The organism is Leifsonia shinshuensis (assembly GCF_014217625.1).
Lineage (GTDB): Bacteria > Actinomycetota > Actinomycetes > Actinomycetales > Microbacteriaceae > Leifsonia > Leifsonia shinshuensis_A.
The window spans coordinates 3,320,969-3,335,508 of record NZ_CP043641.1 but is presented as its reverse complement, the minus strand read 5'-3'; the positions used below and the strand labels follow the sequence as shown (position 1 = coordinate 3,335,508).

The 14,540-nt window shown below is 70.2% G+C and carries 15 protein-coding genes; 5 read left to right on the top strand and 10 right to left on the bottom strand.

The window, feature by feature from the left end:
• Positions 1 to 435 precede the first annotated feature (435 nt).
• The 3 genes from F1C12_RS16260 to F1C12_RS16250 form a co-directional block, all read right to left on the bottom strand.
• A complete protein-coding gene (locus F1C12_RS16260; RefSeq protein ID WP_185275590.1) occupies positions 436 to 1,560 on the bottom strand; it encodes a hypothetical protein in 1,125 nt (374 codons plus the stop codon).
• Positions 1,561 to 1,829: 269 nt separating this feature from the next.
• Positions 1,830 to 2,180 (bottom strand): helix-turn-helix domain-containing protein, encoded by a 351-nt coding sequence (locus tag F1C12_RS16255; protein WP_185275282.1) that lies wholly within the window; start codon positions 2,178 to 2,180, stop codon positions 1,830 to 1,832.
• A gap of 19 nt (positions 2,181 to 2,199) precedes the next feature.
• Entirely contained in the window at positions 2,200 to 3,333 is a 1,134-nt protein-coding gene (locus F1C12_RS16250) for a tyrosine-type recombinase/integrase (protein ID WP_258045872.1), read from the bottom strand.
• 186 nt (positions 3,334 to 3,519) lie between these two features.
• Here F1C12_RS16250 and F1C12_RS16245 point away from each other — a divergent pair, with 186 nt between their 5' ends.
• The gene (locus F1C12_RS16245; protein WP_185275934.1) at positions 3,520 to 3,819 is read left to right on the top strand and encodes a hypothetical protein; all 300 of its coding nucleotides are present in this window, start codon (positions 3,520 to 3,522) and stop codon (positions 3,817 to 3,819) included.
• Positions 3,820 to 3,840: 21 nt separating this feature from the next.
• On the opposite strand, the gene F1C12_RS16240 is transcribed toward F1C12_RS16245, so the two are convergent.
• Entirely contained in the window at positions 3,841 to 4,191 is a 351-nt protein-coding gene (locus tag F1C12_RS16240; RefSeq protein ID WP_185275933.1) for a UBP-type zinc finger domain-containing protein, read from the bottom strand.
• Between the two features lie 174 nt (positions 4,192 to 4,365).
• On the opposite strand from F1C12_RS16240, the gene F1C12_RS16235 reads away from it, so the two are divergent.
• Together F1C12_RS16235 and F1C12_RS16230 are read left to right on the top strand one after the other, a co-directional pair.
• A complete protein-coding gene (locus F1C12_RS16235; RefSeq protein WP_185275932.1) occupies positions 4,366 to 5,355 on the top strand; it encodes a CorA family divalent cation transporter in 990 nt (329 codons plus the stop codon).
• A 131-nt stretch (positions 5,356 to 5,486) separates the two neighbouring features.
• On the top strand, positions 5,487 to 6,077 hold the full coding sequence (locus F1C12_RS16230) for a nitroreductase family protein (RefSeq protein ID WP_185275931.1): 591 nt from the start codon (positions 5,487 to 5,489) through the stop codon (positions 6,075 to 6,077).
• A gap of 106 nt (positions 6,078 to 6,183) precedes the next feature.
• Here F1C12_RS16230 and F1C12_RS16225 read toward each other — a convergent pair whose 3' ends face one another.
• Positions 6,184 to 7,233 carry a zinc-dependent alcohol dehydrogenase family protein gene (locus F1C12_RS16225; RefSeq protein ID WP_185275930.1) on the bottom strand — a complete coding sequence of 350 codons (1,050 nt, stop codon included), beginning with the start codon at positions 7,231 to 7,233 and terminating at the stop codon, positions 6,184 to 6,186.
• A gap of 127 nt (positions 7,234 to 7,360) precedes the next feature.
• On the opposite strand from F1C12_RS16225, the gene F1C12_RS16220 reads away from it, so the two are divergent.
• The gene (locus tag F1C12_RS16220) at positions 7,361 to 7,984 is read left to right on the top strand and encodes a GNAT family N-acetyltransferase (RefSeq protein ID WP_185275929.1); all 624 of its coding nucleotides are present in this window, start codon (positions 7,361 to 7,363) and stop codon (positions 7,982 to 7,984) included.
• Positions 7,985 to 8,003: 19 nt separating this feature from the next.
• On the opposite strand, the gene F1C12_RS16215 is transcribed toward F1C12_RS16220, so the two are convergent.
• A complete protein-coding gene (locus F1C12_RS16215; RefSeq protein WP_185275928.1) occupies positions 8,004 to 10,163 on the bottom strand; it encodes an ATP-dependent Clp protease ATP-binding subunit in 2,160 nt (719 codons plus the stop codon).
• Between the two features lie 99 nt (positions 10,164 to 10,262).
• Between F1C12_RS16215 and F1C12_RS16210 the strand changes: the two genes are divergently transcribed.
• Positions 10,263 to 10,631: a hypothetical protein gene (locus F1C12_RS16210; protein ID WP_185275927.1), complete on the top strand. Its 369-nt coding sequence runs from the start codon at positions 10,263 to 10,265 to the stop codon at positions 10,629 to 10,631.
• A gap of 69 nt (positions 10,632 to 10,700) precedes the next feature.
• Here the strand turns inward: F1C12_RS16210 and F1C12_RS16205 are convergent, their stop codons facing one another.
• From F1C12_RS16205 to F1C12_RS16190, 4 genes are all read right to left on the bottom strand, one after another.
• Positions 10,701 to 11,327: a copper resistance CopC family protein gene (locus F1C12_RS16205; RefSeq protein WP_258045945.1), complete on the bottom strand. Its 627-nt coding sequence runs from the start codon at positions 11,325 to 11,327 to the stop codon at positions 10,701 to 10,703.
• 1 nt (position 11,328) lies between these two features.
• Positions 11,329 to 12,126: a YcnI family copper-binding membrane protein gene (locus tag F1C12_RS16200; RefSeq protein WP_185275926.1), complete on the bottom strand. Its 798-nt coding sequence runs from the start codon at positions 12,124 to 12,126 to the stop codon at positions 11,329 to 11,331.
• Positions 12,127 to 12,212: 86 nt separating this feature from the next.
• The gene (locus tag F1C12_RS16195; RefSeq protein ID WP_185275925.1) at positions 12,213 to 12,851 is read right to left on the bottom strand and encodes a hypothetical protein; all 639 of its coding nucleotides are present in this window, start codon (positions 12,849 to 12,851) and stop codon (positions 12,213 to 12,215) included.
• Between the two features lie 122 nt (positions 12,852 to 12,973).
• Positions 12,974 to 14,491 carry an APC family permease gene (locus tag F1C12_RS16190; protein ID WP_185275924.1) on the bottom strand — a complete coding sequence of 506 codons (1,518 nt, stop codon included), beginning with the start codon at positions 14,489 to 14,491 and terminating at the stop codon, positions 12,974 to 12,976.
• Positions 14,492 to 14,540: the final 49 nt, after the last annotated feature.

Genomic DNA, 14,540 nt, shown 5'->3' with positions numbered 1-14,540 from the left:
ATCCCGGGCGTGGCGGAGCACGAAGAGAACGTTCCGTGTACCCCGGTCGGAGCGGGAAAGCGCTCTCTGTGAGGTTACGAAGATTTACACGCACGACACACGGCGTTCACACGGGAGAGCGCTTTCGCCGGCCCTCCGGGCTTCGCCGGACGGGCCTACTGCGAGCGTCACCGGCGGGGCTATGCTGACGCCGTGAGCGCACAGGCCGGCTTCGCATCCCGCACCGCACGACGCGGTGGACCAGCCGTGCGGACGCGTCGCCGCGTCGCCGCCGCCCTCGTCGGCGTGGCCGTCCTGGGCCTCCTGACCGGTTGCGATCTGCTCGCCCCACAGGACACCAAATACATCCAGGAGACCGCGGACGGCGTGAACGGCGACATCGGCCCGATCTTGACTGGCAGGGTTGGCGTATTCGAACCCCGTGAATACTCGCTGTCAGGTCTGCCGGTCGGCGGCGTAGTTCGCCCACGAGCCGCCAGCGTTCGCGCTGATGCGGACGATGGTGAGTGGGCGCAGTCCGAGGATGCTGGCGAGCATCGCGGGCGGGATCTCTCGGGTGAGCTGCTCGGCTGCGGCCAGGCGCAGTTGCCTCGGCTGGATGTCGAGTGTTCGGCGCAGCCGGTTCGCTAGAGCGTTCTGGGTGATGTGGGTGCCGGCGTGGTTTCCGGGGAACAGCCATCGGGTCGGGAGCTGCTCGGCCGTGCCGGCGCGGCGGCGGACCGGGAGTTGGCGGATCACGGTCGCGAACGGCTCGGGCAGTTCGAGCGCGTCAGTGCCGAGGGCGAGGTTCGTGCCGGTCTCGGTGACGGTCACGTCGTCGGTCGTGAGCGCAACGACCCGGTTCACCGGTTGCGCGTAGAGCACGATGAGCGCGGCGGCGATCCGGTCGGCGGGATCGAGGGTGTCGTCGGTGATCAGTCGCCGGGCGATCTGCCAACGCTGTTCGGTGTCCATCGGGGTGACGGGCTGTCCGACGTAGGTGGGCGGGAGCTCGATCTCTCGGGGCAGCTGACGGTTCTGGCGTGCCCAGGTGAGGAACGGGCGGACGACGTGTCGGATGGCGCCGGGGCCCGCGAACCACGAATCGATATCGTGCTGGGTTGCCTCGTCCAGATGCCGGTCGACGTCTTGCAGTCCAGCGAGGAAGGCGACGACCTGTTCGATCTGGCGGGTAGCGTTGCGCGCGCTGATGTCGACGCGCTGTTGCTCGTCCAGAGTCCGCAGCCGTGGCAGGACTTTCCAGTTGAGCCAGCGCGTCGCGAGCTGCCGGTGCTCGTGATCCAGCGGTGCGGTCAGATCCAGGACGCGGGCTTCGAGGCGGCGCAGGCTTCGATGAGGGTCCGGCTCGAGGAGCCCAGCGGCGATCAGCAGCGCGCGCAGATGCTCGGCTGCTCGGCGTTGCGGGAACCGGTCGAGGGTGTCGTGGCTGAGCGGGATGCGGCCGGTGTCGAGGTCGCGCAGCAGGTCGCGGGTGCGGGTCAGCCAGCGGCGGGTCGTGAGGGGTTCCGCGGCGAGGACCGACGCGTGCAGCGGGGCGAGCACGCCGTCTCCGGTGAGCACGCGGTCAAGGTGCCGCCGCAGCGCGCAGGGATTGCAGACACGGTTCCCGTCGATGCCGACGAGGAGGACGTCACTGCGGCTGCAGTCCTGGCAGTGTTTCCTGGCTCGTTCACGACACCATCGGCAGCGGCCCTCGAAGTCGAGCAGCCGATCCGGTTTCTCGCAGCGGGAGCAGTCGCCGCGCACTCGACCGACGCCCTTGCTGCAACGCGAGCAGAGCCCACGGCCGGGCATCGCGGCGCGGTCGCAGAGCTGACAGGTTTGTCCCGTCACTTGCTGCGGGTGATATCCGCGCGCCGCGGGGTGCGGGTCTTCGCCGTGGCCGAGACGGCAGTGGGTTTCCCGGTGGTGCCGGTAGCTTTGACGGCTGCGGTCTCGGCGACGGGCTCGATGAGGTCGTTCGGGGTGCAGCCGAGGATGTCGCAGAGCGCGGTCAGAGTGCGCAGGCTCAACCGCTCGGGGGTGCCGGTGACGAGCCGATATACCTGCGCTTCAGACAGGACGATGCCGCGCTCGGCGAGCAGCGGAACCAGTGTCGTGGTGGCGAACATCTCCTGGGCGGCCATCAGCCGTCGCAGGTGCCATCGGTATCCCAGGCGGGGCTGGGGTGTGCGTGCCATCGTGTTCCTCCTCGGGGTCTCACTCGGTCTCGGGCTGGAAGGCGCGGTCGAGGGCTCGGCGCAGCGCCTTGTTCTTGTAGTCGGCGCCGACGGTCGTGTAGATCGCGGTCGTCGAGCCCCAGGAATGGCCGAGCTGCTGCTGCACGAACAAGTGGTCGAAGCCGTCTTCGAGCAGATGCGTCGCATACGAGTGGCGCAGGCAGTGCGGGCCGAGGTTCCGGTCCAGACCGATCGCGTCCCGGTACTCGGCGAACCGTCGCGAGATCGCATCCGCGCTGACGCGGGCGCGCCGCTCAGTCGGCCACAACGCCGTGCCTGTCGCGTCGTAGAGCGGGCGAAGCTCCTCCGTCCACTCCGCGACGGCCTCGGCCGCCCACCCCATCGTGGTCAGAACGGTGCGACGCCTGGGCGGGCTGCCGCGCAGTGCTTTGCCGTAGCGGACGGCCAGCGCCCCGTATCGGCCGAACCCGATAGCCGCAGCGTTGCCCGACCAGTCAACCGTCTCCAACTTGGAGGCTTCCCGCCGGCGCAGACCCCAGGCGTAGATCGTCTTGAACAGTGTCGCGTCGCGGAACGCCGCCAGCCAGCCCTTGCGGCCCGTCGACTGCACCTGGGAGACGCGCTGGTCGCAATAGTCGAAGAACGCTTGGAGCTCGTCGCGCGACAGCGGCCGGTTGCCCGGCCGCCCCTCGTAGTCGCTGCGATGGATCACCGTGTTCCACTCGTGGAACACCTGCACCGGCACGTCTCCGAAGTGCCGTTCGCAGACCTCGTGCCACTGATAACGGGGATCGGAGAGGTAGCCGCAGAACAGCGACACCGCCATCTGGTAGTTCCGCACCGTCGAGTGCGCCATCCCCGCCGAGACCATCTCCGCCGTCCACGCCTCGACATCGCCCGGCGTCCAGTGCCACGGGTAGTCGTTCGTGAACGACGCGAACCGGCGAACCGTCAACAGCCGACGCTCGATCGTCAACCCCGACAGCATTCGGGACCGCTGCTGCAGCTCCCAGCCCTCCAGCATCGCCGCGAGCACGGTCTCCTCGGCGGCGAACAGCGCCACGCCCGGTGTGAGCAGCCGCGCCGCTGGGCTGCCTTGAGCAACGCGCACCGACCGCTCCTCCTCGGGACCATCCGCACCTCGCACCGACACCCGATGATGATATCATTCATCAGATGCACGATCCGGGGTGAGGTTCGCTCCTCGTTTCCGCACCGCAGCACCTCATGTGGCGTTTCTACGCAGCGACCACAGGGCCCGAGGCGACGCAGCCTCGGCCGGTCTCGAATCCCTGAATCCTGCATCAGATGCAATTCCCCAGCCTTCATCGGCAACGCGGTGCTGCTCACGGCGCAGTCGTCCTCCCCCGCGAGTCTCGTCGCGACCCTCGTCAACCAGGGCGAGTCGAGCGAGGAGGTGCGCATCGTCACGTCGGCCGGGTCCGAGACGGTCACCGTGAAGCCCGCCGAGTCGGTGCAGCTCGGCACCTCCGACGGCCAGTCCGTCACGTTCGACGGCCTGGACGCCAAGCCGGGCGCGCTGGAGCCGGTGACGTTCCAGACCAGCACGGTGACGGAGACGCTGGATGTGCCGGTGCTGGACGGGTCACTGCCGCAGTACCAGGATCTGGTGCCCTGAGCTCAGTCCATTCCGTCGCGTTCAGCCGCGCGCGGCCAGGACCTCCTGCCAATCGGCCGGCACACGCTCGGCCGGCCCCGGGGTGGTCTGCGTCGCGGGATGGCTGTCCGGCGGCGCGAGCAGCGGCCCCTCGACGTAGGCGTCGAGTGCGTAATCCCAGAACCAGTCCTCCCCCGGCTCGAAGCTCTGCGCGACCGGATGCCCCGTCGCCGCGGCATGCGCGCGGGCATGCCGGGACAGCGAGGAGTCGCAGCACCCCACGTGCCCGCACTCGGCGCAGCGGCGGAGATGCACCCACCACCCTCCGGACGCGTCGCAGTCGGCGCAGCCCGCGCCGGACGGCGGGACGGTGGGGTCGAATCCGTCGGGCATGACGGCCTCCTCTGCAGGTGTGTGCGCTCAGCCTAGGCAGCGGCCCGGCGGCCGGGAAGTGCCACCACAACTGGGGCCGTGCCGTCACCACTTCCTGAGAACTCCATCACGGTCAACCGGCGGCGACTCAGCGGGGAGGTCGTAGGTTGGAGCGTCAGCCTACGAGGAGGTCGCGTGTCGCAACAGGTTCAGGAGTCGCTCCAGCTCCGGGGGTCGCTCTTCGACGGGGACCAGCGCACCGACGTCGGCTCCCTCGCCGAGGTGCTGGACGTGCTCCAGACGAGCACCGCGTTCGGCTACCTGGAGATCCGGGACCCCGACCGCCTGCAGCTCGCCGAGCTGGCCGACCGGCTCGGCGCCGACGACATCATCCACCCGCCGGCGTCGGCCTCCACCGGGCACATGCCCATGGTCGCCGGCGAGCACGTCCGCCTGTCCACTCACCGGGTGCAGCTGGAGGAGCCGACGTTCCAGCTGGTCGTCGCGGACCTGCACATCTACGTGCTGCCGCGGCTGCTGATCCTCGACCACGACGGCGACTTCGACTTCGAGCCGCTGCGCGCCCGGCTCGCCACCGAGAAGCGGCACCGCGACCAGGGCGTCGGCTGGCTGCTGTGGATCGTGCTGGACGAGCTGCTCGGCGAGGCCGGCGCCGCCCTCAACGCGCTCGACGACGAGCTGGACGACATCGAGGACGTGCTCCTGGCCCCCGGTGCCAAGCCGGCCATCATCCAGAACCGCGTCTATCAGCTGCGCAAGTCGGCCTCCCGCCTGCGCCGCTGCCTCCTCCCGCTCCGCGACGCCGTTGACGCCCTGCTCCGCCGCGAGGCCGACTGCGTCAGCCCGGCGCTGTTCCCGCTCTTCCAGGGCCTCTACGACCGCGGCGTGCACCACGTGGAGTGGGCGGACTCGCTGCGCGACCTGGTAACCGCGCTGTCCGACACGCAGATCGCGATGGAGGGCAACCGCCTCAACGTCATCATGAAGAAGGTGACCAGCTGGGCGGCGATCATCGCGGTCCCGGCGGCGGTGACCGGCTTCTACGGCCAGAACCTGCCGTACCCGGGCTTCAACACGATGGGCGGCCTGTGGATGTCGACGCTGCTCATGGTCGTGGGCTGCGGCGGGCTGTACCTGACGTTCAAGCGGAAGGACTGGCTGTAGGGCGTCCGGCATCCCCAAGGAGACACGTCACCAAAATTCCGGAATACTCTCCCAGCTCCATGTGTTCACATGGATATAGCTGGGCAATGGAGCCTCGTCACCCTGTTTCCACCGTCGAGGAGTCCCATCCCATGTCGCTGACCGACACCGTCACCCGCACCGCCGACACGTCCTTCCCGCTGCTGCCCGCGCTCGCCGAGCGCTGGAGCCCGCGCGCCTTCGACACCGAGGCCGTCATCGACGAGGACAAGCTGACCGCCGCCCTCGAGGCCGCGCGCTGGTCGCCGTCCGCCAACAACTCCCAGCCGTGGCGCTTCATCGTCGCCCGGCGCGGCACCGAGGCCTTCGACGCGATCGTCGCCAACCTGATGGGCTTCAACCAGATGTGGGCCGGCGCGGCCGGCGCGCTCGTCGTCGCCCTCGCCGAGGTCGTCGACGCGGAGGGCAACGAGCGTCGCTGGGCCACCTACGACGTCGGCCAGGCCGTCGCGCACCTGAGCGTCCAGGCCCACCACGACGGCCTGCACACCCACCAGATGGGCGGCTTCGACCCGGCGGGGATCCGTGCCGCGTTCGACGTCGAGGAGCGCTTCGTGCCGGTCTCCGTGACCGCCGTCGGCATGCTCGGCGACGTGGACGCGCTGCCCGAGCCGCTGCGCGAGCGCGAGCTCGCCCCGCGCACCCGCAACGCGCTGGACGAGGTCGTGCTCGTCAACTCCTGAGGCCTCCCGCCCCGCAGACCGGAAACCCCCGTACCCGGAAACCCCCGCAACACACGGAGAAGGGCACGTCGCGTTCGCGACGTGCCCTTCTTCGCATTCGGATCCGTTACGGCCGCACCAGGGTCTTGATCGCGCGGCGCTCGTCCATCGCGGCGTAGGCCTCGGCGATGTCCTCCAGCGGCACCTCCAGGTCGAAGACCTTGCCCGGCTCGATCGCGCCCGACCAGACGTCCTGCAGCAGCTCCTCCACGTAGTTGCGCACCGGGGCGACGCCGCCGTTCACGCCGACGTTCGTGTTGAACAGTGTGCGGATGGGCAGCTCTGCGCCGCCGTTCGGGACGCCGACGTAACCGACCATCCCGCCGGGACGCGCGGACCGGATGGCCTGGTCCATCGACTCCTTGGTGCCGACGGCCTCCAGCACGCAGTCCGGGCCGATGCCGTCGAAGAGGTCCTTGACCGCCGCGATGCCCTCCTCGCCGCGCTCGGCGACGATGTCGGTCGCACCGAACTCGCGGGCCAGCGCCTGGCGCGACTCGTGCCGCGACATGGCGACGATGCGGGACGCGCCGAGCCGCTTGGACGCGAGCACCGCGCACAGGCCGACCGCGCCGTCGCCGACCACGACGACGGTGCTGCCCTCGGTGACGCCGGCGGAGACGGCGGCGTGGTGACCGGTGCCCATCACGTCCGACAGGGTCAGGAGGCTCGGGATGAGCTCCGCGCGCGGGTACTCCGGCGTCGCGACGAGCGAGCCGTCGGCGTGCGGCACGCGCACCTTCTGGCCCTGGCCGCCGTCGGCGAAGCCGCCGACCTTGTCGTCGGCGCCCCACCAGCCGCCGTGCAGGCAGGAGGTGCTGACACCGTTCTTGCAGTTCTCGCAGGTCATGTCGCAGTCGTAGAACGGGGCGATCACGAAGTCGCCGACGGCGATGGTCGACACCTCGGGGCCGACCTCCTCCACGACGCCGACGAACTCGTGGCCGATGCGGCGCGGGGAGGCCGTCGGCGTCACGCCGCGGTACGGCCACAGGTCGGAACCGCAGACGCACGCCGCCACGACGCGCACGATGGCGTCTCCGCCGGTCGAGAGGACGGGGTCGGGGACTTCTTCGAGGCGCACGTCGCGCTCTCCGTGGATGATGGTCGCAAGCATGCCCTCCAGCCTACGCGCGGCAGGTGTATGGCCCCTCTCTGCGGGCCAGAGGACGGGGCGGTGGATGCCCTAAGCTCGCATCCGTGCTCCGCGGAATCCCGCGTGCGAGCCGAGGAAGGACCCGCCTGTGCCCGACGTTTCGCGACGTGCCGCGACGGCGCTGCGCGCGGTCGTGCTCGGAGTGACCGAGCTGAACGTCGTAGAACCGCGGACCGTCCGGCTGCGGCCGGTCGAAGCACGGGAGACCGGCGACCCGCTGGAGACCAGCGAGGCCGGCATGCCCTCCGCCGTCCGCCCTGGCGCAGTGACGTCGAGGCCCGCGACCGCCGCCGACGAGCCGTTCCTCCGGCGCGTGTTCCGGGACGTCCGCCACGGCGATCCCGGCACGGGCGCCGCCGTCCCCGACCCGTCGCTGGGCGTCAAGTACCGCGCGCACTCCGCCGACCGGCGCGACCGCTATCCCGACGCCGAGACCGCCATCGTCCTGGAGGACGGCGAACCTGTCGGAACCCTCACGCTGCACCACGAGGACGGCCGCACGCACCTCGTGGACCTCGCCGTCGTCGCCGGACGCCGGGGCCGCGGCATCGGCTCCGCGGTGCTGTCCGGGCTCCTCGCCTCGCACCACCGGCTCACGGTCACGGTCTGGGAGCAGAACCTCGGCGCCCAGCGACTGTACGAGCGGCACGGCTTCTCGGTCGTCGCCGAGCAGTTCGGCTACCTGCTGATGGCGACGGAGGCCGACCGCTGACGGCCGGCCCCCGCACGTCCTAGACCTCCTCGCGCACCGGGGCGACAGTGAGCCGCTCGCCGGACGGGTCGAGGTCGACGCGCACCGTGTCGCCGTCGCGGATCTCGCCCGCGAGCAGCTCGGTGGCCAGCCGGTCCTCGATCTCGCGCTGCATCAGCCGGCGCAGCGGGCGCGCCCCGTAGATCGGGTCGTAGCCGCGCTCGGCCAGCCCGCGCCGGGCGTCCGGGGTGACCGCCAGCTCCAGCCGGCGCTCCTCGAGCCGCCGCATCAGGCGGTCGATGTTGAGCTCCACGATCTCGCCGAGCTCCTCCTGGCTGAGCGCGGAGAACACGACGATGTCGTCCAGCCGGTTGACGAACTCCGGCTTGAACGCCTGCCGGACCATCTGCAGCACGGCCTCCTCGCGCTCGGTCTCGTCCAGCGTCGGGTCGACCAGATGCTGGCTGCCGAGGTTGGAGGTCAGGATCAGGATCGCGTTGCGGAAGTCGACCGTGCGGCCCTGGCCGTCGGTGAGGCGGCCGTCGTCGAGCACCTGCAGCAGCACGTCGAAGACCTCGGGGTGCGCCTTCTCGACCTCGTCCAGCAGGATGACCGAGTACGGGCGACGCCGCACGGCCTCCGTCAGCTGGCCGCCCTGCTCGTAACCGACATACCCGGGAGGGGCGCCGACGAGCCGCGAGACGGAGAACTTCTCCCCGTACTCACTCATGTCGATGCGCACCATCGCCTTCTCGTCGTCGAAGAGGAACGCGGCGAGCGCCTTCGCCAGCTCGGTCTTGCCGACGCCGGTCGGACCGAGGAACAGGAACGATCCGGTCGGGCGCCCGGGGTCGGAGATGCCCGCCCTGGTGCGCCGGACCGCGTCGGCGACCGCCTGCACGGCCTTCCTCTGGCCGATGATGCGCCGGCCGAGCTCGTGCTCCAGGTTCAGCAGCTTCTCGGTCTCGCCCTGGGTGAGCCGGTCGACCGGGATGCCCGTCCACGCGGCCACGACCGCTGCGATGTCGTCGGCGGTGACCTGCTCGTTCACCATGCGGGGGTGGCTGTGCTCGGCCTGCTCGGCCTCCGCCAGCTCGCGCTCGATGTTGGGGATGGTCTCGTACTCGATGCGGGAGGCCTCCTGGTATCGGCCGTCGCGGAGGGCGAGGTCGCGGCTGGTCTTGGCCTCCTCCAGCTGCGAGCGCAGTTCGCCGACCCGGTTGAGCGCGGCCTTCTCGGCGCGCCAGCGCTCCTGGAGCTCTTCGAGGGTGTCCTCCTGCTCGTGGAGGCGCTCGCGGAGCTGCGCCAGGCGGTCCTTGCTGGCGTCGTCCTTCTCCTTCTTGAGCGCGAACTCCTCGAGCTTCATGCGCTCGACCTGGCGCTGCAGGGTGTCGATCTCCACCGGGGCGGAGTCAATCTCCATCTTGAGCCGGCTGGCGGCCTCGTCGATCAGGTCGATCGCCTTGTCCGGCAGCTGCCGCGCGGTGATGTAGCGGTTGGAGAGGGAGGCCGCGGCGACCAGGGCGGAGTCCTCGATGGTGACGCCGTGGTGCGCCTCGTAGCGGCCCTTCAGCCCGCGCAGGATGGCGACCGTGTCCTCCACGCTGGGCTCGCCGACGTACACCTGCTGGAAGCGGCGCTCCAGGGCGGCGTCCTTCTCGATGAACTCGCGGTACTCGTTGAGCGTGGTCGCGCCGATGAGCCGCAGCTCGCCGCGGGCCAGCATCGGCTTCAGCATGTTGGAGGCCGCGACCGAGCCCTCCCCGCCGCCGGCTCCCATCAGGATGTGCAGCTCGTCCACGAAGGTGATGATCTCGCCCTCGGCGTCGTTGATCTCCTTGAGGACGGCCTTCAGCCGCTCCTCGAACTGGCCGCGGTACATCGCGCCCGCGACGAGGGCGGACAGGTCGAGGGTGACCAGCTGCTTGCCCTTGAGCGAGTCGGCGACGTCGCCCGCGACGATGCGCTGGGCCAGCCCCTCCACGACGGCCGTCTTGCCGACGCCGGGCTCGCCGATGAGCACCGGGTTGTTCTTGGTGCGCCGGGTCAGCACCTGGCTGACGCGGCGGATCTCGGCGTCCCGCCCGATGACCGGGTCGAGCTTGCCGCTCTTGGCGATCTCGGTGAGGTTGATGCCGTACTGTTCGAGCGCGCTCTTCGCGTCCTCCTGCGTGGAGGGGGCGCCCTGCATGTTCGCCATGCTGTTGGGTTTCCTTTCGAAGTCCTGTGACAAAGTTGAGTCTAATAGGCTCAACTTTGGTTCCGCCAGGGGTATTCCGATGCGACTACCCTGACTCACATGATCGACCCGTTGGACGCGCGAGTGGTACTGCTCGACGGCACGACGGCCGCCACGCTCGCCCAGGTCCTCCCGCTGCTGCTGCTGACCCTCATGGTCGAGCTGCGCCGCGTGGAGGTGCACCGGCGCGGGCGCATCCGGCTGACCCGCACGCTGCTCGCCCTGTTCTTCATCGTGTTCGGCATCGTCGAGCTGGTGCTGGTGATGTCGATCGACGGCACGTTCATCCCGTTCGAGTGGACCGACCTGGCACTGGCTCTGCTGATCTTCGGCCTGCTCGGCCTGCTGTTCTGGCTCTCCCTGCTGGACGCCCCCAGCACGCGCAAGCGCACCCGCGACGACGCGCGCGCCGAGCACCCCCGCTCCTGATCTGCCGAGGGGCACGTAAACGCCCCTAAAACGGTGTTTTGAGGGCGTTTACGTGCCCCTCGGCGGTGGTCAGGACTCCGTCGGCGGCTTGCGGCGCGTGAGGAGGAGGATGACGACTCCGATCAGGGCCAGGGCGACGATGCCGATCGCGATGCCGATGACCAGGCCGAGGTTGCCGTCCGAGGACGCTTTGGTGGGCACGGCGGTCGAGGCGGTCGAGGACGGGGCGGGCGCCGCGCCGGGGGTCGCCTTCGAGCTCGTGCAGCCGGGGGCGGTGGTGCCGGGCACCGCCGCGGTTCCCGCCGGCGGCTTGTAGGTGAAGCCGTAAGAGCCGGAGACCGTGTGGCCGTCCGCCGAGACGACCTGCCAGTCGACCGTGTAGGCGCCCGCGGCGCCGAGCGCGGTCGGAGCGGAGACGGTCGTGTCGAGGATGGTCGGGCATCCGGTCTCGAAATGCTTGCCAGACGCGTCGGTGACGCGGAGGATCGCCGACGAACCATCTCCGCCCAGGTCGAGCACGCGGTCGTTGAACGTCAGCTTCACCTGGTCCAGTTGCTCGGTCTGCGTGGCGCCGCTCGCCGGCGAGGTCTGCACGAGGTAGTCGTGCGCGCTCGCGGCGACGGTGGGCGTCAATGCCAGCGCGACCGCCGCCAGGAGGCCGGCCCCGGCGAGCACGCGGGTCGTCATTCTCGTCATGTCACTTCTCCGTTGAGGTCGAGGAGGTCGCCGGCGCCGTGCGCGGACGTCTGGTCGCCGCGAACACCGCGACGACGAGCGCGATCGCGCCCAGCGCGAGTCCGCCGATCCCGAGCCCGATCGCGACCGCCGCTGCGCCCGGCGATGCTGCCGCGGTCGTCGGCGAGGTCGCACCGGATGTGGCCAGCACGCTCGACGAGCCACCCACGGCCGGAGGCGCGTCGTTGATGTAGACGGTCGGCGCGGGGTGCTCCGGCTCGGCTCCGGAGGCCGGCGTCTTCTCGTCCCAGTTCACGACCGTGCCGTCCGAGTAGTACTGGTGGGTCGGCAGGACGATGTTCCCGGTGTCGGGCATCGCTCCCGCCGAGATCACGAACTGCTGGAACTGGCCAGGCGCGACCTGGACGCCCGAGGCGGCCGTCCAGATCACCTTGACCGGCGCCTCGGTCACGGTCCCGTCGTCGGTCTTGATGGGCTTGGAGAGCTTCTCGTTCACGACCTGCGTGCTCCAGCCTGCGATCGGCTGGTACGAGACGGAGCCGAGGGGCGTGTCGGTCGGGAGGTCGACCTCCAGCTTGACGGTACCTGCGGTCGCCGACTCGGTCGGGACCTTGAAGGTGAGCGTCGCGTAGCTGCCCGGCGCGGCCTGGTTCGGGCCGACGGTGACGTGGGCGCTGGCCGCGAGCGGGGCGGAGAGCGCGAGGGCGATGGCGGCGACCGAGGCGGCGCCGGCGAGGCCCAGCGTGCGGGTGCGGGAGGTGCGGATGCGCGCGTGGGTGCGCACGGAAGTGCTGTTCATGGGTTCGTCCGATTTCTCGGCCGCACGGGGCGGCCGGGTGGGGAGGATGTGGGGTGCCTTCCCCGGACGGCGACGAGCGTGAGCGTTCAGCCGGCCGGGACGACGACCCGCGGCGGCCCCCGGTGGCGCAGCGCCCCGATCAGCGCCTGCAGCCCGTGCAGGGTCGCCGGGACGGTGTCGACCGGCGTCGAGACGCGGCTCGGCGCCACCGGCGTCACTGCGGTGACGCGGTCGACGAACCGGCACAGCGTGAAGAATGCGAACCGCGCGACGGCGAGCAGCGTGCGCTCACCGTGAAGCAGCACCGCGATCGTCAGGGCGGCGGCCGCGGCGTGGGCGAGCCACATCCAGACGTCCGCTCCCAGGAAGGTCGGGCCTGCCGTCACCGCGTCCACGGCAGCGGGCGCCCCGGGCACCAGCGTCAGGTGCATCCCGGCGTGGAGGTGGCCGCCCATCGGCATCCCGCTGAAGCTCGCCGACGGGCTCAGGGTGAACAGCGCGTGGAACAGGAACTGGCTGACCGCCACGGACAGCGTCACCCGCCAGGGCGCCGCGCGCTTGCCGACGAGGACGATGCTCGCCAGCGACGAGAAGACCAGGCTGAGGGTGAGGGCGAGCGCGCTGGGCGCCTCCCCGCCTCCCGCCATGTGGAACAGCGCGGCGACGAGCGTCGCGACACCGGCGGCCGCGAAGCCGCGGGCGACCCGTGCTCCGCGCGAACTCATGCCTCCACTCTACGCGGCGTCGAAGAACCCGCCCCACGTACGGACGCCACCGCCGAGCACCCCGGGGTTGGGAGGATGCTCGGCGGTCGCGTCGGGTCGGGCAGGGCCGCGTTGGGCTCGGGTCAGAGCGCGGCCGGGTCCCTGTCGTCGATGTTCGCCGGGGCCTTCGCGTCGAGCTCAGCGGGGAGCTCGAGCGGACGCCGCGTGTAGTAGGCCTTGCCCTTCTTGTAGAAGAGCACCAGCGGGATGATGCCTACCGCGATCAGGCCGACGCCGAGGACGTTCACGATCGGGTCGTTCTGCGTGATGCCCATCACGAAGATCACGCCCATGAAGATCGCTCCCGCCAGCGGCCAGAGGAAGATCAACAGGAAGTTCTTCACCGATCTGAACAGCACCCGGCGGTAGGCGACGACCACCGCGAGCCCGGCCAGCGTGTAGTAGAACGCGATCTGCATGCCGATCGACGCGATGGCGTTGGTCATGATGTCGCCGACCGTGCCCAGCAGGTTCGAGCCGATGAACAGGATGATCGAGACGCCGACGACGATCAGGGTCGCGAAGGCCGGGGTCTTCCAGCGCGGGTGGATGCGGCCGAACGCCTTCGGGATCGTGTGGTCGCGGCCCATGGCGAACAGCGTGCGGGTCACCTGGATGAGCGTGGTCTCCAGCGTCGCGATTGTGGACAGCGCGACAGCGACCACGAGGATCTTGCCGCCGATGCCCGGCCACACCGCGTCGCCGAGGACCGACAGGATGTTCGCGCTGTTGTTCTCGATGGTCTTCGACGGCAGCATGACCAGCGTCGCGATCGTGAAGATCTCGAACAGCAGGAACACGATGACGATGCCGATGATGCCGGCGGAGCCCGCGTTCTTGTGGCCGTCCTTGGTCTCCTCGTTCAGGTTCGAGGAGACGTCCCAGCCCCAGTAGTAGAAGGCGGCGATCAGGGCGGCCGAGACGAAGACGCCCTGGCCGGTCAAGTGGCTGAAGCCCAGCCAGTCCCACGAGAAGTTCGGGCCGGCGTGGCTGCTGGTCGCGGCGCGCACGATCATCAGCACGGCGAAGAGGATCAGGATGCCCACCTCGATGAGCGACATGATCCACTGCGCGCGGGCGGTCACGTGCACGCCGAACAGCACGCACGCCGCCATCACGAGGAACCAGATCGCCCCGACGCCGGTGATCAGCCAGGCGTTGTTGGCCTGGTCGGGCGCGAACAGCGTCACCGTCATCGCGCCGGCCGGGAGGGCTCCCGCGACCATGAAGATCGTCGCCGAGATGACCAGCGCCCAGCCCGACAGGAAGCCGAGGATGGGGTGGAGGGCCCGGGCGACCCACGAGTAGGTGGCCCCGGCGTTCACGTCGGCGCGACCGAGATAGAGGAACGCCCACGCGATGCCGAGCATCGGGATGCCGCACCAGAGCAGTGCGGCGGGCGCGCCGAGGGCTGCGGCGCCCACGAGCGTCGCGGTGGTGGCTGCGATGGAGTACGCGGGCGCGCTGCCCGCCACGGCCATCACGATGGAGCCGGCGGCGCTCACCCCGTCCGCCTGCAGTGCGTGCTTGTCTTCGCCCCCGCGAGGGTCGGCTCCGTTGCCGAGTGCTACGGAATCCGGCCGGGAATCTTCCTGCGTCATTGCTCTCCCTGGCTAGGGTCGCGTATGCGACAGGGGGACGTTAGCAATT

Bases quoted from the DNA above. Each gene is read 5' to 3' on its own strand.
- F1C12_RS16210 (WP_185275927.1), top strand. From the start codon at position 10,263: ATGATCGACCCGTTGGACGCGCGAGTGGTACTGCTCGACGGCACGACG.
- F1C12_RS16240 (WP_185275933.1), bottom strand. From the start codon at position 4,191: ATGCCCGACGGATTCGACCCCACCGTCCCGCCGTCCGGCGCGGGCTGC.
- F1C12_RS16225 (WP_185275930.1), bottom strand. From the start codon at position 7,233: ATGCTTGCGACCATCATCCACGGAGAGCGCGACGTGCGCCTCGAAGAA.
- F1C12_RS16195 (WP_185275925.1), bottom strand. From the start codon at position 12,851: ATGAGTTCGCGCGGAGCACGGGTCGCCCGCGGCTTCGCGGCCGCCGGT.
- F1C12_RS16200 (WP_185275926.1), bottom strand. From the start codon at position 12,126: ATGAACAGCACTTCCGTGCGCACCCACGCGCGCATCCGCACCTCCCGC.
- F1C12_RS16205 (WP_258045945.1), bottom strand. From the start codon at position 11,327: ATGACGAGAATGACGACCCGCGTGCTCGCCGGGGCCGGCCTCCTGGCG.
- F1C12_RS16230 (WP_185275931.1), top strand. From the start codon at position 5,487: ATGTCGCTGACCGACACCGTCACCCGCACCGCCGACACGTCCTTCCCG.
- F1C12_RS16190 (WP_185275924.1), bottom strand. From the start codon at position 14,491: ATGACGCAGGAAGATTCCCGGCCGGATTCCGTAGCACTCGGCAACGGA.
- F1C12_RS16215 (WP_185275928.1), bottom strand. From the start codon at position 10,163: ATGGCGAACATGCAGGGCGCCCCCTCCACGCAGGAGGACGCGAAGAGC.
- F1C12_RS16255 (WP_185275282.1), bottom strand. From the start codon at position 2,180: ATGGCACGCACACCCCAGCCCCGCCTGGGATACCGATGGCACCTGCGA.